Origin of the sequence: Flavobacterium flabelliforme, assembly GCF_017948675.1 — a bacterium.
GTDB lineage: Bacteria > Bacteroidota > Bacteroidia > Flavobacteriales > Flavobacteriaceae > Flavobacterium > Flavobacterium pygoscelis.
The window spans coordinates 37344-57879 of sequence record NZ_JAGFBU010000006.1; the positions used below are offsets into that span (position 1 = coordinate 37344).

A 20536-nucleotide genomic window follows, 5' to 3' on the forward strand; every position below is an offset into this window, starting at 1 on the left:
ATATGTCATGTCAATAGAAGTAAATAATATATCCAAAAGTTATGGTGCACAATGCGCCTTAGACAACATCTCCTTTTCTGTAAATAAAGGTGAAATCGTTGGTTTTTTAGGTCCAAACGGAGCTGGTAAATCTACTTTAATGAAAATATTAACTACTTACATCAATGCAGATCAAGGTTCTGCGATGGTAAATGGACATGATGTAAACACGGATCAAAAAGCAGTACAGCTTTCTATTGGTTATTTGCCAGAACACAATCCGCTTTACTTAGATCTTTATGTGAGAGAATATCTGGCTTTTAATGCTGCTGTTTATAAAGTGGCTAAATCCCGAATTGAAGAGGTAATTTTACTTACCGGATTAGCTACGGAAAGTCATAAAAAAATTGGGCAACTCTCTAAAGGTTATCGTCAACGTGTAGGACTTGCAAACGCTTTATTGCACAATCCAGATGTTTTGATTTTGGATGAACCAACGACTGGTTTAGACCCAAATCAATTAATCGAAATTAGAAATGTGATAAAGAATGCGGGGAAAAACAAAACTGTTTTCCTTTCTACTCATATTATGCAAGAAGTAGAAGCTATTTGCGACCGCGTTATCATTATAAATAATGGTAAAATTGTTGCAGATAAAAAATTAGACAAACTTATTTCTGCTGATAAAGAGCAAGTAATTGAAGTTGAATTTGACTATAAAATAGAAGAACAAGCGATCTCTAAAATTGAGAATCTTACTTCCTATAAAAATACGCATGACATGATTTGGGAATTAACTTTCCTTGCCGAAAAAGACATGCGTTCAGTAGTTTTTGATTTTGCTACTGCCAATGGATTAAAAACGCTTCAACTGAATCAAAAAAATAAAAACCTAGAAGCTGTATTTAGAGAAATAACTAAAAAATAACTTCTTATTGCTGTCTGTAGATTTCAACTTTCTCTCTTGAAAGTCGTTGTTCCAACCACAAAATTAGTTTTTGTTTTGAACTTTTTGAAAGCTCACTTTTACTCTTGTAAATCATTACTGGAACTACTTTAGACTTTTCTGTGTTTTCGTCATAGGTATGATTTGAGATTGCAAGATTTTCAATTTCTGGAAAAATGATTTTAGCTTCGGCTAATACTACAGCATTATTATAAGTGTTTTTCTTAATTTGTTTTTCTAATTGCAAAATAGTTAAATCCTTTTTGTTTAAAATTGATTTCTCCAAGTTAATTTGGTTGGAAATATACTTTTTGATGTCAGTTGTATCTTGTCTTATTTTTAATTCTGTATTTTCAATACCGTAATTTTTCAATCTTTTATTCAGGATTTGTAATTCTTCATTCGTTGTTTTTTTGGCAAGAAAAACAAGTTCGATTTTTTTGGGAATCACATTAGTTTTTATTTTTTTATAAAGAATAGTATATCCTTTATTGGTAAATTCATCTGTTATAAAAAGTTCAATTTTTTGATTGTACTTTTTTTCTTGAATTAAGATGTAAGCAAAATAAACGCTAGGAATAATCATCACCAAAATTAATGAAGTCATAGCGTATCGCACCTTTTTTTCGCGACCTTCATCAATTTGTTTCACCGACGGGTATTTCAGGTATTTAACAATCAAAAAAGTTGCAATACATATAAAAACACAATTTATAATGTACAGGTAAATAGCACCAAAAAAGAAACCCATATTGCCTATTGCTAATCCGTAACCTGCAGTACACAAAGGAGGCATCAATGCTGTTGCAATAGCAACACCCGGAATAGGATTTCCTTTTTCGACTCTAGTTATGGCTATAACTCCAACTAATCCTCCAAAAAAGGCAATGAAAATATCATAAATATTAGGTGAAGTTCTGGATAATAATTCAGATTGTGTTTCCTTAAAAGGACTTAAATAAAAATAAATAGTAGAGACTACCAATCCAACAATTGTTGCAATAAGAAGGTTTTTTAATGCTTTTTTCAAAAGATTAAAATCATAAATTCCTAAACCAAATCCAGCCCCAACTATTGGACCCATTAAAGGAGAAATTAGCATCGCACCAATTACTACCGCCGTAGAATTTACATTTAACCCAACTGACGCTACCACAATTGCACAGGCTAAAATCCAAAAATTAGATCCTCTAAAAGAAATATTGGCTTTTACATTTTCTAATACTTTTAACCGGTCTTCTTCACCAGAATGCAGGTTAATAAAATTTATAATTTTATGAATAATGTCTTTCATAAATGTGTGTTTGCTACCGTAAAAGATGAAATTACATATTTATTTTTGATTACACTACGCAATTTATTTTTTATTTCTTTCTTTGGAATAGAGATCAGATATCGTGTAAAATTTCATGTCATTTGACTTGATGTATCTACATATTGCTATCAAAGTTTTGTATTCGGTTTCGTATTGCGCATCCGACTTATAAACTGGCTTATGTGCATAAAAGATCACCACTCTATTATTTTTTTTTGCATACTCTAACAAAGATAGAAAATAGGGAATACTATATTGTGGATAGCTATTATCAATTCCTAATCCATACAAAACTCTGTTATAATTAAAATAACATTTTTGCTGATTAGGTGCTACTTTACCATAAGTAGTTGCTCTGATAATATTAAATTCTTTAAGCAAAAGAGTATCTGTTTTTGCATCTCTAGATCCATAAGGATAAGCAAAAGAGTGAATGGGCATTGCATTTTCATTCATCGATTGCATCATTGGAAAAATTTCTTTATTTAAGTACTGTATGTCACCATTCTTGGTTTGATAAGGTGCCGCTTTAACGTGCATCCAACCATGTCCTCCAATTTCGTTTCCTTTACTTTTTAAAATTTTCAATTTATTTAATTGAGAAACGGGAAGCGTGTTGAATTGAGATATAAAAAAAGTAGCTTTCCAATTGTATCTTTCCAATAATTTATCGGCGTTATACCATTCATCAACATAATTATCATCAAAAGTAATTGCAACACCAGCTTGTAGTTTTTTTTCAATTGGCGAAGCAACATTATCTTCACTTTTACTACAAGAAAATAAAAAAACAATACTCATTAATAGAACGCCAATTTTTAATTTCATTATTTAATATTTATCAGTAATTGAAGCAAAAGAAATATCGAAGTAGAATACTACACTTGTACGTATAATTTGAACAACTGTTCTTATTAAAGACAAAATATTTATTTCTACGGGAAAGATACAAATCAACACGAAAGCCAATTACTTTTTTTAATATTTTTTGATAAAAAAAATAGTGAGAATTATTTTTGAAAGTAAATAAATTCCTCAACATTAAAATACCTGACTTGCTATTTGCCTAATGTTCTCTGATTTTCCCATAGAATAATAATGCAGAACAGGAACCCCAGCAGCTTTTAACTCCAATGATTGTTGAATTGCCCACTCAATTCCAACTTGTCTAATCCCTGCATTATCTTTACATTCCTCTACTGCTTGAATTAAATCCTCCGGTAAATCGATACGAAAAATTTGGGGTAATATTTGTAAATGTCGTTGTACTGCAAGTGGTTTAATCCCCGGTATTATTGGAACCATAATTCCCATTTCTCTTGCTTTGGCAACAAATTGAAAATATTTAGCATTATCAAAAAACATTTGTGTCACTACATAATCTGCACCTGCATCTACTTTTTCTTTCAATCGTTTTAAATCAGAAAGTAAAGAGGGCGATTCTAAATGTTTTTCAGGATAACCAGCAACGCCAATACAAAAATCAGACTTATTATCCGTATGCATTACATCATGAAGATATTTACCTTGATTCAATTGATCAATTTGTTTTACTAGATCAACAGCGTAATTATTCCCACCATATTGCGCTTTAAAAGACTGCTCCTCTTTCATGGCATCACCACGAAGCGCCATTACATTATTGATTCCCAAATAATGGCAATCTACTAGCAAATACTCTGTTTCCTCTTTTGTAAAACCACCACAAAGTACATGAGGAATTGTATCTACATCGTATTTATGTTTTATTGAGGCACAAATCCCTAAGGTTCCAGGGCGCATTCTAGTTAATTTTTTATCCAATAAGCCGTTGTCTTTTTTAACATAAATAAATTCTTCACGAGAAGTAGTTACATCAATAAACGGTGGCTTAAACTCCATTAAAGGATCTATATTGTCATACAAATCTTGAATACTTTTGCCTTTTTGAGGCGGAATAATTTCAAAAGAAAATAATGTCTCTCCTTTTGCGCCTTCTATATGTTGTGTTACTTTCATTTTAAGTCTTAAAGTTTGAATGTCTAAAGTCTAAAGTCATATCCTTTGGACTTTATGACTATTTTTTTAGTCTGCTATATTGGGGTTTAACCATTTCATGGCTACTTCCGTTGGAATACTTCTTCGTTTAGCATAATCAATCACTTGATCTTCCTTTATTTTTCCGAGTCCAAAATACTTGCTTTCTGGATTTCCAAAATAATATCCTGAAACAGCAGAAGCAGGCCACATCGCCATACTCTCGGTTAAAACCACTCCTATTTCATCCTCAACATTTAACAATTTCCATATAGTAGGTTTTTCTAAATGGTCTGGACAAGCAGGATAACCTGGTGCGGGACGAATTCCTTTGTAAGTTTCCGCAATCATATCTTCGGTTGTCAAAGCTTCATCAGCCGAGTATCCCCAAATTTCTTTACGTACTTTTTCATGAAGGTATTCTGCAAAAGCTTCAGCCAAACGATCTGCCATTGCTTTAACCATGATCGCATTATAATCATCTAAATCTTTTACAAATTCTTCTGCCCATTCATCGACACCAAAACCCGTTGTTACACAGAAACAGCCCATATAATCTGTTATACCACTATCTTTAGGCGCAATAAAATCAGATAAAGCTATATTTGGAGCGCCTTTTGTTTTTTGAGATTGCTGGCGCAAAGTCAAGAATTTCTCTAGTACTTTTCCGTTTTCATCACTCAATTCAATATCATCATCATTGACTTGGTTGGCTGGAAAAATACCGTAAATTCCTTTGGCTGTTAGTTTCTTTTCTTTTAAAATGACTTCTAACATCGCTTTGGCATCCGCAAAAACAGCAGTTGCTTGTTCTCCCACTACCTCATCGGTAAGAATGTCTGGATACTTTCCGTGCAATTCCCAAGTTCTAAAAAAAGGTGTCCAGTCAATGTAAGGAACCAAAACATCTATATCGACTTCAATAACTTTTACACCAATAAAATTGGGTTTCACTGGTTTGTAATTTGCCCAATCCAATTGCAATTTATTTTTTCTTGCCTGTTCTATTGTTAAGAAGTTTTTATCGCGAGATCGGCTCAAGAAAGTCTCTCTAAAAGCATCGTATTCTTCGCGAATCGAAGCCATATATATTTTTTTATCACTATTTAGCAAACTTCCCGCAACTGTTACCGCTCTAGAAGCATCGTTGACATGAACTACGGTTTGCCGGTATTGTGGAGCAATTTTTACAGCTGTGTGCGCTCTGGAAGTAGTCGCTCCACCAATCATAATCGGGATTTTGATGTCTTGTTTATCTAATTCTTTAGCCAGATAAACCATTTCGTCAAGCGAAGGGGTAATCAATCCGCTAAGACCAATAATATCTACGTTATGCTCTATCGCAGCTGCAATAATTTTCTCTGGCGCAACCATTACACCTAAATCGACGATTTCATAATTATTACAGGCTAAAACCACCGAAACAATATTTTTTCCGATATCGTGAACGTCTCCTTTTACAGTAGCCATCAATATTTTTCCATTTCCTTGCTTGTCTCCCGCTTGTTTACTGGCTTCAATAAAGGGCAATAAATAAGCAACCGCTTTTTTCATTACACGAGCTGATTTTACCACTTGTGGCAAAAACATTTTTCCTGATCCAAACAAATCACCCACGACATTCATTCCTGTCATTAAATTAATTTCGATCACTTCAATTGGCTTTGCGGCTGCTAATCGCGCTTCCTCAACATCTTCTTCAATATATTGATCGACACCTTTTACAAGAGAATGTGTAATTCTTTCTTGTACGGTTCCCGAACGCCATTCTTGAATTGCTTTCTCATTTCCTTTTACATCGCCTTTTACATTTTCGGCAAAATCCAATAAGCGTTCTGTTGCATCATCACGTCTATTTAAAATAACATCTTCTACATGCTCCAATAAATCTTTTGGAATTTCATCGTAAATAGAAAGCATTTCTGGGTTTACAATCCCCATCGTCATTCCGTTTTGAATGGCATGATATAAAAACACCGAATGCATTGCTTCTCGAACCGTATCATTTCCTCTAAACGAAAACGAAACATTGCTCACTCCGCCACTAATATGGGCATGCGGCAAGTTTTCGCGAACCCATTTTGTTCCTCTAAAAAAATCCAAAGCGTTTAGGCGATGCTCGTCCATTCCTGTTGCTACTGGAAATATATTTAAATCAAAGATGATGTCTTGAGCTGGAAAACCCACTTTATTTACCAAAATATCATACGAACGCTGACAAATTTCTATTCTTCGCTCGTAATTATCAGCTTGCCCTACCTCATCAAAAGCCATCACAATTACTGCGGCTCCATAGCGCTTAATTAATTTAGCATGATGAACAAAAGCTTCTTCACCTTCCTTCAAAGAAATAGAATTCACGACACTTTTTCCTTGAACTACTTTCAATCCCGCTTCTATAATTTCCCATTTCGAGCTATCAATCATGATTGGCACACGCGAAATATCAGGCTCGGCAGCGATTAAATTCAGGAATTTTGTCATTGCATAAACACCATCAAGCATCCCTTCATCCATATTAATATCGATGATTTGGGCGCCACCTTCTACTTGCTCTTTGGCAATACTAAGTGCTTCTTCGTATTTTTCTTCCTTGATTAATCGAAGGAATTTTCTAGAACCTGTAACGTTTGTTCGTTCTCCAACATTGATAAACAAACTCTCTGGAGTTATTGTTAAAGGCTCTAATCCTGATAATACAAGGTTTTTTCTTGTTTCTTTTTCTGCCATTTTATTTATTTTTAATTCTAAATCATTTTCAAAATGAAATAGATTTAATCTTTATTTTTCATGTTTTGGGCGTGACCCAAAAAGGGTCGGGCTATCGTTTCAAGTCCTCGCTTAGTTGCGCTATCGCTGCACTTCACTGTGGGCTTTTCACTGCTATCCCTCACGCGGTTTTGTACTCTGTCATTGAGAGGAGTTGCGAGGCACAAAGCAATTCTATTTGTTGCTCTGGCGATACCATTCCATCGTTCCTCGGAAAGACTCACTTGATGCTTTTATTTCTTGAGCACGTTTATTCTCCTTGTGGACACGAGCGAGACTCGCGCACTCGCAAATGATTTATCCTATTCCAATATTTTTTTTTCTGACAAACACCCAATGTCCATTTTCTTTTGTAAAATAATATCTGTCCTTGGTCATAGCTATTCCAATCACTTTTTTAACATCGATAGTCGCTTTGTACTTGTCAACTTTGAAATTTAAAAAACTCACAAACAAAAAATTGACATCATCATTATTAAGCTTTACTATCTCTATTTTATAGTTTGATTTGAAATTAACTAAATCATTTCTATTAATAATGAAACTTGAATTGTAATCTTTTATATTTTGAACTAAAACAGAATCAATTAACCCTATTTTTATCTGCTCAATTTTAACGTTTTCAAACTCTTCTGGAGTAGGCATTTTACTCGTATCAAAACGCTCAACAGAATCTAACAAAACATTTATATTTTGAATAATCAATTCTCGACCACTATCAACTTTGATTTCTTGTTTACAACTTAAAAAAAACATCAAACTAAAAAGTACAAATAATGGATTGAATTTTTTTAACATAGCTTCTAATTTTTAATTCTTTTCTAAATAAAAAAAGGTTTACATCATAACAGTCAAAACTCTCAATTTATAAGTTTAAAACTGCAACAAATTGTATATCAACATTTTACATCACCGCCGTCGAAACTCTTGGTTTGTAATCCTTAGCGATATCAGCAATCAGTTTGATGTGTGCTGGGGTTGTTCCGCAACAACCGCCTATGATGTTTACTAAATTATCGTCTAAATAGGTTTTGATTTGCGCTTGCATTTCCTCTGGTGTTTCATCGTATTCTCCAAAAGCATTTGGCAATCCTGCATTAGGATGCGCCGAAACATTAAATGAAGTATTGTGTGAAAGGGTTTTTAAATAAGGCTTTAACAAATCGGCACCAAGGGCACAATTAAAACCTACACTTAACAATGGAATGTGTGAAACTGAAACTAAGAAAGCTTCGACCGTTTGCCCAGAAAGTGTTCTTCCGGAAGCATCAGTAATAGTTCCAGAAACCATGATTGGAATATCAATATTGCGTTCGTCTTTCACTTCTTCGATAGCGAAAAGTGCTGCTTTAGCATTTAAGGTATCAAAAATAGTTTCGACTAATAACAGATCGCAACCGCCATCCATCAAAGCTTCTACTTGTTGTTTGTATGCCACGCGCAAATCATCAAAAGTTACGGCTCTATATCCAGGATCATTTACATCTGGTGACATGCTTGCTGTTCTGTTGGTTGGCCCTATAGAACCGGCTACAAAACGCGGTTTTTCTGGATTTTTTGCCGTGAATTCGTCAGCTACTTCTCGAGCAATTTTTGCAGATTGAAAATTCATTTCGTAAACCAAATCTTCGAGATGGTAATCGGCCATTCCGATTGTGGTACTCGAAAAAGTATTGGTTTCAATAATATCGGCTCCTGCTTCAAAGTATTTGGCATGAACTTCTCTAATCGATTTGGGTTGGGTTAGCGACAGTAAATCATTATTTCCTTTTAGTGAATGTGGAAAATCTTTGAAACGCACTCCACGAAAATCTTCTTCGGAGAAATTATAACGTTGCAACATGGTTCCCATGGCTCCATCTAAAATAAGAATTCTCTCTTTTATTGCCGTTTGAATGTTTGACATAATAGTTTCAGTTCTTGAAAATCTCTTTTTAGGAGTTTTTTACTTTTGATTAATATTTACAAAAGTTCACTATAATGGCTTTTTAGCCCTGATGGAAGCGGTATCCTTTTATTCTGGGGTTCAGAATAAAAGATATAGCGTACAGCAGGAAGAATATTGGCAAAAAAAGCACCAATAATCCGCTCAAAAAGGATATTAAAATGTTGTCAAGAAAAGGTTGGGGAAATACTAAGTGTGTATTCGTGTGTTATCTATCCACATATTTTGTGGTAGAATGTAGCACCTTCTTTATAAAATAAAGGGTTGCTAAGGTTTCATTGGGTCTTTCCCTCCGCCTTTCGTGATAACTTTCAATAAATATAGGAACACTGCAAAGTAAAGACATAGCGTTACTACTTGCAAGTAATAACGCTATATTTTTTAACTATTTTTTGGTAAATTGTTAAACTATTGCTTTTACCACAGCTTTTGGCGCTTCCTTACGAGTACCATCAAATCCGTCAACACCGCTAACGGTAGTGTATTTTAGTACATATTTCTTACCTGGATTGATGATTTGGTAAGCAGCTTGACACATTAAAGTAGCTTCATGAAAACCACAAAGGATTAATTTGAGTTTTCCTGGATAGGTATTTACGTCACCAATGGCAAAAATACCAGGAATATTGGTTTGATAATCTAACGCATTATTTACTTTAATCGCATTTTTTTCTATTTCTAATCCCCAATCTCCAATAGGACCTAATTTTGGAGTAAGACCGAAAAGAGGAATAAAATAATCTGTTTCGATGGTTCTTGTAGCGCCATTTTCTTCGAGCACAATTGATTCTATGCGCTCTGCGCCATTGATACCAATAACCTCAGCTGGAGTAATTAATCTAATTTTTCCTGCTGTTTTTAACTCCTGTACTTTATCAACAGAATCTAATGCTCCTCTAAATTCATTTCTTCTGTGCACTAAAGTTACTTCTGAAGCTATATTGGATAAGAAAATACTCCAGTCTAATGCAGAATCTCCACCACCAGCAATTACAACTTTCTTGTCTCTGAATTTTTCTGGATTTTTGATAAAATACTTGATTCCTTTGTCTTCATAAAAATCAATTCCATCAATAAGAGGTTTTCTTGGCTCAAAACTTCCTAATCCGCCTGCAATTGCAATAACAGGAGCATGAAATTGTGTTCCTTTATTAGAGGTAACTATAAAAGTTCCGTCCTCTTGCTTATCTATTGTTTCTGCTCGTTCTCCTAGCGTAAATCCTGGTTCAAATTGCTTGATTTGTTCCATTAAATTATCAACTAAATCTCCCGCTAAAACTTCTGGAAATCCTGGGATATCGTATATTGGTTTTTTAGGGTACAACTCTGAAAGTTGCCCTCCTGCTTGTGGTAAAGCATCTAATATATGGCATTTTAATTTTAATAAACCGGCTTCAAAAACAGCAAATAAACCTGTTGGACCAGCTCCTATTATAAGAATATCAGTTTTAATCATTATGTTACTATTTATAGTCATTTTATGAGTTTACAAAGAAACGAATATTTGTTTCTCCTTTTTATGATTTTTATCATTCCTTTAAATTTAAAAGAACTTTTTATATATTTTTTAACGTTTCGGTAATCTTATTCATTTTTTCGACTTTTTCTTCAAAGTTTCCTTTTAAAGTTTTCCGAAATTCATTTAAGTTCAATACCATTTTATTAATATCATCTGGAAGTACTTCTTCAAAAAACTCACGTAGTCTTTTGGCCGTAGTTGGGGATTTTCCGTTAGTTGATATAGCAATTTTCACGTTCCCTTTTGTAACAATACCACCCAAATAATAATCGCATAAATCAGGCGTATCAGCTATATTACAAATCAAAAATCTTTTTCGAGACAAGTCGTAAATTTTTTTATTTATCTCTAAATCATCCGTACAGGCAATAACCAAATGTCTTTTTTTGAGCATTTTTTTTTTGAATTTCTTCATGGTTAATTTTACAGAATCGTGTTGATGTACTAAATCGACTAGTTCTGGTAAAAATCGTGGAGCAACAACTTCGACAATTGCATTGGGACTGGATTTTAATAAAAAAGATAATTTCTCTAATCCTACATTTCCGCCACCAACAATAAGCACGTTCAGTTGATGCACTTTTAAAAAAATGGGGTAAAGCTGATTCCTCTCTCCCAAATCCTCTTCGAAGGAGATGGAAGCCGAGTCGTGACTATTGGAGTATGATTCTTTTTGTTTCATTATAGTCGTATTTCAGAAGACACAAACTCTTCGTAAAAACCTTTTAGTTTATTACTTTCTTTAACTACTTCACCAATTACAATAATTGCTGGGGAACTTAAATTATTTTTGGCAACTACTTTTTGGATGTTATCTATGGTTCCAATTCCAACCTTTTCTTCTAGAGTTGTTCCGTTTTGAATAATTGCAACCGGAATTTGACCTTTAGATTCTTTTTGGAATAAAGCTACAATTTCATCCAGTTTACTCATTCCCATTAAGATCACTACGGTTGCTGTTGATTGAGCCGCCAAAGCTACATCGGTAGATAATTTTCGGGTAGAAGTGGTTCCCGTAATTACCCAAAAACTCTCAGAAACACCTCTTTTTGTCAACGAAATTCCTTGAGAAGCGGGAACTGCTATTGATGAGGAAATTCCGGGGATTACAAAAGTTGTAATTCCAAAACTTTCTACGAATTCAATTTCTTCGCTTCCTCTTCCAAAAATAAATGGATCGCCACCTTTTAACCGAACCACATGACCGTAAGTCAATGCATTATCAACAATCAATTGGTTAATTTCATCTTGCGTATAAGCATGACAGCCCTTTCTTTTTCCAACAAATATTTTCAGTGCTTTTTTAGGCGCATAAGTCAAAAGTTCGTCGTTTGACAAAGCATCGTACAAAACCACATTGGCTTCCGCCAAAGCTTTTGCTCCTTTGATCGTAAGTAGATCTGGATCTCCTGGACCAGCGCCTACTAAAGTAACTTGAGGTTTTAGTCTATTTTTCATCTTCTAAGTCTTTAGCTCTGAATGCTTCGATTGTATCGAAAAAATGGATTGCTTGTTCTATATATTTTTTAGCGAAAGCCTCAGTAGGTTCGTTTTGATTGATTTGGAAAACTAAATCTCTGAATGAAGTTTCAAAGGAAATTTTATTTGTTTGTACAAAAACACTATCAAATAAATCTATAATTCCGGCCTGATGATTTGTTTTTTGGTTTTCCGAAAGCAATAAAGCTTTGGCACCATTTACAAAACCAGAATACGCATGATAAACAGCATCTGACCATTTATTTTCTTCCAAGGCTTCTTGAGCAAATGTCAATTTATCTTTGGCTTCCAATAAAAGAGTGGCCACTAAATCAATCACAACGCCAGCACATTCTCCTACTCCAACAGCTTTTACGTAATTATCCGCATTTCCCCAATCAACAAAATCAGCTTCTGTAAGGTTGGTTATATCGGCTAAAGGTTTTAATATTTCGTAGAAATATTTCTCTCCTTTTTCTGTATAATAATTCACAAATGAAGTTCCATTCCCATTTTCATCAAAATCATTTAAGATATATCGCAACGCTTCAGGTCCTCTACGGCTTGGAATTTTTATAACTTTATCAGCAAAACGACCACTTCCATTTCCTAGATTTCCACCTCCCAATAAAACTTGCAAGGCTGGAGCAACTAATTTACCAGAGTTGATTGACATTCCTTGAAAACCAATCGCTGACATATTGTGTTGACCGCAAGCGTTCATACATCCACTAATTTTTATTTCAATCTCTTTGTTGTTTTTATATTGTGGATATTCTGCTTCGATTACTTTCTCCAATTCTTCCGCAATTCCGGTACTACTGGCAATTCCGAGGTTACAAGTATCAGTTCCTGGGCAAGCAGTGATATCAGCAGTAGAATTATATCCTAAAGCAACCATATCTAGTTTAGCTAATTCTTGATAAAAGAAAGGCAGATTTTCTTCTTTTACATTGCGAATAACAATATTTTGACGCAATGAAAAACGCAATTCATTAGCTGCATAATTTTTAATCAAGTCTGCTAAAACTCTGGCTTTATCGGTATAAAAATCACCTAAAAGTACTTTGATACCTATAGCAACATATCCTTTTTGTTTTTGCGGAATTACAGATGATGCTTTCCAATTTTCATAAGCGACAATATCAGTAATAGTAATTTCTGGTACTTTTAATAAAGGTTCTGGAATAGTTTCATCAAATCCCGTAATGTCGATTTCGTATGTCTCAAAAGCGATTGCTTTTTTCTCTTTTTCAACCAATTCTAAGAAAGCTTCTTTCCCAATGTCTTTGATTAGAAATTTCATACGCGCTTTCATTCTTTTATTGCGCTCTCCATGTCTATCAAAAACACGAATGATACCTTCAGCCGTTGGCACTATTTCATTTGCGGGAATAAATTCGCTTAATAATTCCGCGTGAATAGGTTGCGAACCTAATCCACCACCAAGCATCACTTTGAATCCTCTTTCTCCATTTACAATTTTTGGAATAAATCCTAAATCGTGTAAATAACTTAGAGCAGTATCCTCATCAGAAGAAGAGAAAGAAATTTTGAATTTACGTCCCATTTCTTGGCAAATAGGATTTCGCAACAAATATTGAAACATTCCGTGAGCATAAGGCGAAACATCAAAAGGTTCGTTTACATCTACGCCTGCTAATTCGCTTGCTGTAATATTACGAACCGTATTTCCACAAGCTTCACGTAGTGTGATATCATCTTTAGCTAAATTTGCCCAAAGTTCCGGTGTTCTATCCAAACTCACATAGTGAATCTGAATATCTTGACGTGTGGTAATATGCAAACGACCTGTAGAATATTCGTCAGAAACTTTTGTAATACGAACTAATTGTTCGCTAGTTACTTTTCCGAAAGGCAATTTAATACGAATCATTTGGACTCCTTGCTGACGTTGCCCGTAAATTCCTCGTGCTAAACGAAGACTGCGAAATCGTTCTCCATCAATTGTTCCCCCACGAAAAGCATGAATTTTTTTTTCTAAATCAATTATTTCTTTTTGTACGATTGGATTTTCTAATTCTGTTCTAAAACTTTGCATTTCCTGAGTATATTCCTCCCCCTGACCCCCTGAAGTAGGGGGAAATTTGATGGGAAATTATTAATGTATATATATATATATTGTTCCCCGCATCGGAGAGTTTGAAGGCGCTACTTTATAAAACCAACTCCAGCAGTGGTATTTGTAGCAACATCAATTAAGATAAAGGCACCGTTGGTTTTATTTTCATTATAAGAATCAAAATACAGTGGTTTGCTTAATTTAATTGTGACTTCACCAATTTCATTAATAGACAATTGAGAAGCTGCTGTTGTTCCAGAATAATCAGTTGCAATTACATTTTTTACATTATCAATTTTTGCTAAAACTCTATTGGTATTATGCTGTACATAATATTTAGCTCCTGCAACTAATTTTTTGCTGTCCATCCAACAAACGGTTGTTGTAATATCTTTTTCTATTCTTGGAATTTCATCTGATTTTACAATCATGTCTCCTCTTGTGACATTGATATCATTTTCTAATTCGATTGTAATAGAAGAACCAGCACTAGCCTCATCAAATTGTTTGTCAAAAAAATGAATGTTTTTTACTTTAGACTCTGTTAAAGAAGGAAGCACTGTTACGGAATCTCCAACTTTGATATTGTTGCCATATAACTTACCCGCATATCCTCTAAAATCATGGTATTCCTCTGTTTTAGGTCTAATTACGGTTTGAACAGGAAAACGTGCTTTCCCTTTTTCGTAAACATCAGCAGGTTGTAATTCTTCAAGATGTTGTAAAACCGTTTGCCCTTTATACCATGGCATATTTTCTGATCGATCAGCTACGTTTCCTCCATTTATAGCACTGAGAGGAATGTAGCTCACATTTTGTTCCTTGAATGAACTCTTCCTGTTTAATTCTTGAAAATCAGTTTTGATTTTATTAAATACTTCCTCAGAATAATCAACTAAATCCATCTTGTTTACTGCAACAATCACCTCTTTTACTCGCAATAAATTATTGATGAAAAAGTGACGATAGGTTTGCTCAATAACGCCTTTTCTGGCATCTATCAAAATAATTGAAACTTGCGAAGTCGAAGCTCCCGTTACCATATTTCTAGTATATTCTACGTGACCTGGCGTATCGGCAATGATGTAACTTTTCTTGGCTGTCGAAAAATAAATATGCGCTACATCAATTGTAATTCCTTGTTCTCTCTCGGCCACTAATCCGTCAGTAGCCAACGAAAAATCAAGATAGTCATATCCTTTTTGCTTGCTGCTTTTCTCAATTGCTTCTAATTTATCTGTAGTTAGTGATTTTGTATCATACAATAATCTCCCGATTAAAGTACTTTTCCCATCATCTACACTTCCTGCTGTTGCTATTTTTAAAACTTCCATATCTTTTTCCCCAACCCGACCTTCCCAAAAGGGGAGGGAGACGAGTCTGGTATGTTTTTATAAATTAATATTTTTTTTATTTTTTGTCCTTTTAAATATCAAAACTCAAAATAATAATTTATCAGTTTTGACTCCCTCTTCTTCGGTAAGGGCTTGAATTGGGATTAAAAATAACCTTGTTGTTTTCTTTTCTCCATCGCGGCTTCTGAACGTTTATCGTCAATTCTGGCTCCTCTCTCAGATATTGTTGATGTTCTGATTTCGCCAACAACCTCAGCAATTGTTACAGCATAAGAATCTACTGCAGCCGTACAACTCATATCTCCAACTGTTCTAAAACGAACAATTCTCTCTTCGATTTCTTCGTCTTCTTCTTGGTAAACAAATGGAGAATGTGACCAAATGAGTCCATCTCGCATAAAAACTTTACGTTTATGTGAAAAGTAAATAGATGGAATTTCAATTTTTTCTTGTTCGATATAACTCCAGACATCTAGTTCTGTCCAGTTTGAAATTGGGAAAACACGAACATTTTGACCGTTTTCAATTTTTCCGTTTAGTAAATCAAATAATTCTGGACGCTGGTTTTTTTCATCCCATTGCCCAAAATCATCCCGTACCGAAAAAATACGTTCTTTAGCTCTTGCTTTTTCTTCATCTCGACGTGCGCCACCAATACAAGCATCAAATTTAAATTCTTCGATGGCATCAAGAAGTGTAGTCGTTTGCAAACTATTTCTGCTTGAATATTTTCCAGATTCCTCTTGTACTTTACCAGAATCGATAGCATCTTGCACATTACGAACGATTAATTCTAAGCCTAATTCTTTAACTAATTTATCTCTAAAAGCAATAGTTTCAGGAAAATTATGTCCTGTGTCTACGTGCAACAATGGAAAAGGAATTTTGGCAGGAAAAAATGCTTTTTGTGCCAAACGTACTAATGTAATAGAATCTTTTCCACCAGAGAAAAGCAAAACTGGTTTGTCAAATTGAGAAATAACTTCTCTGAAAATGTATATCGCTTCGCTTTCTAAAGCATTCGTTTTTAATAATGTGCTCATAACTTATTTTTTATCCCATCTCTGGCTCTACACAAAATGAAGGAAGCCACAACTTGAAATTATTATTTTTACTTTAACTTATTACTTTTGGTGCAAACCACATTCTTTATGACTGGATTCCCACCACCATCTTCCTGCTCTAATATCCTCGCCAGGCAAAATTGCTCTAGTACATGGTGCACAACCAATACTTACAAAACCTTGTTTGTGCAATGCATTTTGTGGTACATTATTTAAGTCTATATAACTTTGAACTTCTTCTAATGTCCATTTTAACAAAGGATTAAATTTGATGATATTAAAGTGCGAATCATATTCAAAAAAAGGTAAATCATTTCTATTCTCAGACTGCTCTGCTCTTAAACCTGTAATCCAAATTTCATTTCCATTTAAGGCCTTCTTTAACGGAGCTACTTTTCGAATAAAACAGCATTCTTTTCTATTTCCTACAGATTCGTAAAAACTATTTGGGCCTTTTTTGTTTAGTAAATCTTCAACAGATGCTGCTTCTGGGAAATGGGTTTTAATTTCTATTTTATACTTTTTAATTGTTTTATGAAAAACATCATAGGTTTCTTGAAACAGCCGACCTGTATCTAAAGTAAAAATGGCAATTGGTAAATCCTTTGAAGCAATGAGCGCTGTAATCACTTGGTCTTCTTGTCCAAAAGAAGTTGAAAAAACTACTTTATTTTGATATTCATTAGCCAAAAAAGCTAAGGTCTCTTCGATTGAGAAGTTTTTTGTCTTTTCTATTAATGCTTGTGCAATTGTTGAACTCATTTTTAATCTTATTTAATTAATCTATTACCCTATAGGATTAGTAGATTGAATTGCAAAAGTACTATTTATTTTTAAATAACAAAATAATTGCATAATTTTTATTTTATTTCAAAACCATCGCTAAGCCTTGTAAATAAGCATTTTATAAATTACGAACGCAATAATTATTGATTTCTTTATCAGTCGGTTCTGTTTTATCATATCTATAAAAAAAGCAATTTAAAATTGATTATAGTTTATTTCTTGACAAATAAAATAATTAACCTACTTTGCCGATAGGATAGTTATAAATAATTATTATTTTTGTCAAAATTTTTTTTATGGATTTCCAATTAGGTTTAGTAATAGCAGGTTTAACGGTAGGTTTTATAGTTGGGATGACAGGTGTAGGAGGCGGATCTTTGATGACACCTATTTTATTATGGTTTGGAATTCCACCTACAACTGCTGTTGGCACAGACTTATTATATGCTGCTTTTACTAAAATGGGAGGAGTTTATGTACATCACAAGAAAAAAAATATCAATTGGTCTATAACAGGATGGCTTTCATTAGGAAGTGTCCCCGCAGCTTTATTAACCTTATGGATATTGCATAGTATAAAAACAGAAGTAGCTTCTCTTAACGCTATTATAAAATATGGCTTAGGCTGGGCGCTTATATTAACTTCGATAGCGGTTTTATTCAAAAAGAAACTGTTAGTAGTTTCTCAGAAAAAGTCTGGAAATAAATTTCATAATGAAAGTAAAACTCAAAACCTACTAACTGTAGCTATTGGTCTTTTATTAGGTGCAACTGTTACCTTAACTTCTATTGGAGCCGGTGCATTGGGAACGGTTACCTTATTTTTCTTGTATCCACTTTTAGCAACTCCAAGATTAGTGGGGACCGAAATTGCGCATGCTGTCCCGTTAACGCTTGTAGCTGGATTAGGACACGCATCAATGGGAAATTTAGATTTAGGATTGTTGGGGCAATTATTACTTGGTTCTTTACCTGGAATTTATATTGGAAGCATGTTGAGCGGAAAAGTTCCCGATTTATTTCTTAGAAATGCTATTGCTATTATGCTATTTATAGTGGGTTATAAATTAATTTTCTAGTATTTTTAGGTATTGCGATGCGGTATTTTAATTATGAAGTAAGTAATTTATTTTCTTAAACCATATAAGATATTTAAGAAAATTAAGTGTGTGGTGTTAATAACCGTCGTCTTTTAAAGATGATGTTAATGATTAGAGATTTTTTAGCTACAGGAGTAATTTTTACCTCTATTTTTGATTATAAATAAGTTGAGTTTGTAATTATAAGTGTAGTTGGGTAAGATTCTACATTCGTAGGAATGAAAAATTGAGCATTACTGCTATTTTATAAAAAAAATTGAATCTTAAGTCGATGTGTGATTTTTTTGCGTGAGGGATTGCAGTGGAGCTCTTTTTTTATTAGGTTTCGTTGGTAGAACGAGACCTAATAAAAAAAAGCGGGAACGGAAAGCCCGACCCGAAGTTGCGATGAGGAACGAATGAGCAATCTGAAGGGGCACGCCCAAATAAATATTGTTGAAAAGATTAATTTAAAAAGCGATATCTGCAAGTGTGTTACTCTCTAATATTTTTAAAGTGTTATCGCGTACTTCTATCATTAATTTTCGAACAGCACAATTTAATTCCTCCTTGCAATCATCACATTTCTCATAGAAATTGTGACTGGCACACGGCAAAAGTGCGATAGGTCCTTCTAGAATGCGATAAACATGCGCCATATTGATTTCTTTAGGATCTTTGATTAAGTAATAACCTCCTCCTTTTCCTTTTTTGGCACCTAAAAAACCAGAATTTCGCAATAACAATAAAATACTTTCTAAAAATTTCAACGAAATATTTTCACTCTTAGCTATTTCAGCAATTTGTACTGGTGTATTGTCTTCTTGGCGAGCCAAAAAAGTCATTGCTTTTATTCCGTATTTTGTTTTTTTAGAGAGCATAATTACCAATTTGGATTTAAGAATGATGATTAACGATTTTTGATTTTAAAAAAATCATCAACTGTTTTAAATTCGAACACCAAATTTACAATCTTTTTTTACGACAATCATCAAATCTAAATTCAAAAAATGCAACCTTAAAATCTAGGATAATGCTTGCTGTAAATCGGCTATTACATCCTTTACGGTTTCTAATCCTACGGAAACGCGGACTAAACCATCCGTGATGCTTACTGCCAAACGTTCCTCTACGGATAATTTACTATGAGTTGTAGAGGCGGGATGCGTAACAATAGTTCTTGTATCGCCTAAATTAGGAGACAAAGAACATAGTTTTATTTTATCCAGAAAAGTTCTTCCTGCTTCTAATCCGCCTTTGATTTCGAATGCTACGATATTTCCACCTAAACTCATTTGTTTTTTAGCAATGTCATATTGTGGATGTGATTTTAAAAACGGGTATTTCACCTGTTTCACTTTAGGATGATTTTCTAGAAACTCGGCGACTTGAAGTGCATTTTGGCAATGTTTCTCGACACGAACGGCCAATGTTTCTAAACTTTTAGACAAAACCCATGCATTAAATGGGGATAATGCAGGACCTGTAAGTCGGGAAAACAAATAAATTTCTTTGATTAAATCAGTATTCCCAACAGTAACTCCTCCTAATACTCTTCCTTGTCCATCAATTAATTTAGTAGCAGAATGCACCACTAAATGTGCACCCCACTTTATAGGTTGCTGAATATAAGGGGTTGCAAAACAGTTGTCGATAATCAAAATCAAATTGTATTTTTTAGCAATTGCTCCCAATAATTCCAAATCAATAATATCAACTGCTGGATTCGTAGGCGATTCCGCAAAAAGAATCTTGGTATTTGGTTTAATAAAACTCTCGATAGTTTCCGGTTTATTGATGTCAAAATACGAAGTTTCGATATTCCATTTAGGAAAGTATTTCATAAAAAGCGAATGTGTAGCGCCAAAAACACTACTGGCTGATACAATATGATCTCCTGATTTTAACAAAGCTGCAAAAGTAGAATACACCGCTGCCATTCCAGATGCAAAAGCAAAACCTGCCTCAGCACCTTCCATTTTACAAATTTTATCAACAAATTCGTTGGTATTTGGGTTACTGTAACGGCTGTAAATATTTCTCTCTTTTTCTTCGGCAAAAGAGGCTCTCATATCTTCGGCATCTTCAAAAACAAAGCTGGAGGTTAAATATAAAGGCACTGAATGTTCCAAATATTGTGTTCTTTCTAATTGATTGCGTATTGCTTGGGTTTCAAACCCGAATTCTTGATCGTTCATAAA

The 20536-nt window shown here is 34.0% G+C and carries 17 protein-coding genes and 1 riboswitch; of the genes, 2 read left to right on the forward strand and 15 right to left on the reverse strand.

Annotated features, from left to right (window positions below):
- Nucleotides 1-7 precede the first annotated feature (7 nt).
- Nucleotides 8-907, forward strand: coding sequence for a gliding motility-associated ABC transporter ATP-binding subunit GldA (gene gldA, locus J3S90_RS13530; protein ID WP_210646641.1), 900 nt, complete (start codon nt 8-10; stop codon nt 905-907).
- A 4-nt stretch (nt 908-911) separates the two neighbouring features.
- Here gldA and J3S90_RS13535 read toward each other — a convergent pair whose 3' ends face one another.
- The 13 genes from J3S90_RS13535 to J3S90_RS13595 all read right to left on the reverse strand — a co-directional run bounded on the left by J3S90_RS13535 (nt 912) and on the right by J3S90_RS13595 (nt 17232).
- Nucleotides 912-2219: a TIGR00341 family protein gene (locus J3S90_RS13535; protein WP_210646642.1), complete on the reverse strand. Its 1308-nt coding sequence runs from the start codon at nt 2217-2219 to the stop codon at nt 912-914.
- Between the two features lie 63 nt (nt 2220-2282).
- Complete coding sequence (locus tag J3S90_RS13540) at nt 2283-3068, reverse strand: polysaccharide deacetylase family protein (protein ID WP_210646643.1); 786 nt, start codon at nt 3066-3068, stop codon at nt 2283-2285.
- 213 nt (nt 3069-3281) lie between these two features.
- Nucleotides 3282-4238 carry a methylenetetrahydrofolate reductase [NAD(P)H] gene (gene metF, locus J3S90_RS13545; protein ID WP_188051318.1) on the reverse strand — a complete coding sequence of 319 codons (957 nt, stop codon included), beginning with the start codon at nt 4236-4238 and terminating at the stop codon, nt 3282-3284.
- 66 nt (nt 4239-4304) lie between these two features.
- On the reverse strand, nt 4305-6986 hold the full coding sequence (metH, locus tag J3S90_RS13550; protein ID WP_210646644.1) for a methionine synthase: 2682 nt from the start codon (nt 6984-6986) through the stop codon (nt 4305-4307).
- Between the two features lie 336 nt (nt 6987-7322).
- Nucleotides 7323-7823 carry a hypothetical protein gene (locus tag J3S90_RS13555; protein ID WP_210646645.1) on the reverse strand — a complete coding sequence of 167 codons (501 nt, stop codon included), beginning with the start codon at nt 7821-7823 and terminating at the stop codon, nt 7323-7325.
- Between the two features lie 106 nt (nt 7824-7929).
- Entirely contained in the window at nt 7930-8931 is a 1002-nt protein-coding gene (locus tag J3S90_RS13560; protein WP_210646646.1) for a homocysteine S-methyltransferase family protein, read from the reverse strand.
- Nucleotides 8932-9175: 244 nt separating this feature from the next.
- Nucleotides 9176-9281, reverse strand: a riboswitch (SAM riboswitch).
- A 92-nt stretch (nt 9282-9373) separates the two neighbouring features.
- Nucleotides 9374-10426 (reverse strand): NAD(P)/FAD-dependent oxidoreductase, encoded by a 1053-nt coding sequence (locus J3S90_RS13565; protein ID WP_210646647.1) that lies wholly within the window; start codon nt 10424-10426, stop codon nt 9374-9376.
- Between the two features lie 100 nt (nt 10427-10526).
- On the reverse strand, nt 10527-11108 hold the full coding sequence (locus J3S90_RS13570; protein WP_236023969.1) for a precorrin-2 dehydrogenase/sirohydrochlorin ferrochelatase family protein: 582 nt from the start codon (nt 11106-11108) through the stop codon (nt 10527-10529).
- Nucleotides 11109-11170: 62 nt separating this feature from the next.
- Nucleotides 11171-11947: a uroporphyrinogen-III C-methyltransferase gene (gene cobA / locus J3S90_RS13575; protein ID WP_210646649.1), complete on the reverse strand. Its 777-nt coding sequence runs from the start codon at nt 11945-11947 to the stop codon at nt 11171-11173.
- On the reverse strand, nt 11937-14030 hold the full coding sequence (locus J3S90_RS13580; protein WP_210646650.1) for a HEPN domain-containing protein: 2094 nt from the start codon (nt 14028-14030) through the stop codon (nt 11937-11939). Before J3S90_RS13580 ends, cobA begins: the two co-directional genes overlap by 11 nt.
- 110 nt (nt 14031-14140) lie before the next feature.
- Nucleotides 14141-15385, reverse strand: coding sequence for a sulfate adenylyltransferase subunit 1 (locus J3S90_RS13585; RefSeq protein ID WP_210646651.1), 1245 nt, complete (start codon nt 15383-15385; stop codon nt 14141-14143).
- 164 nt (nt 15386-15549) lie between these two features.
- The gene (cysD, locus tag J3S90_RS13590; RefSeq protein ID WP_210646652.1) at nt 15550-16449 is read right to left on the reverse strand and encodes a sulfate adenylyltransferase subunit CysD; all 900 of its coding nucleotides are present in this window, start codon (nt 16447-16449) and stop codon (nt 15550-15552) included.
- 81 nt (nt 16450-16530) lie between these two features.
- A complete protein-coding gene (locus J3S90_RS13595; RefSeq protein ID WP_210646653.1) occupies nt 16531-17232 on the reverse strand; it encodes a phosphoadenylyl-sulfate reductase in 702 nt (233 codons plus the stop codon).
- Between the two features lie 320 nt (nt 17233-17552).
- On the opposite strand from J3S90_RS13595, the gene J3S90_RS13600 reads away from it, so the two are divergent.
- On the forward strand, nt 17553-18335 hold the full coding sequence (locus J3S90_RS13600; protein ID WP_210646654.1) for a sulfite exporter TauE/SafE family protein: 783 nt from the start codon (nt 17553-17555) through the stop codon (nt 18333-18335).
- A gap of 470 nt (nt 18336-18805) precedes the next feature.
- Here J3S90_RS13600 and J3S90_RS13605 read toward each other — a convergent pair whose 3' ends face one another.
- Both J3S90_RS13605 and J3S90_RS13610 read right to left on the reverse strand, forming a co-directional pair.
- Nucleotides 18806-19216, reverse strand: coding sequence for an RrF2 family transcriptional regulator (locus J3S90_RS13605; RefSeq protein WP_188051454.1), 411 nt, complete (start codon nt 19214-19216; stop codon nt 18806-18808).
- Nucleotides 19217-19360: 144 nt separating this feature from the next.
- Nucleotides 19361-20533, reverse strand: a complete 1173-nt coding sequence (locus J3S90_RS13610) for a trans-sulfuration enzyme family protein (RefSeq protein ID WP_210646655.1) — start codon at nt 20531-20533, stop codon at nt 19361-19363.
- Nucleotides 20534-20536 lie beyond the last annotated feature (3 nt).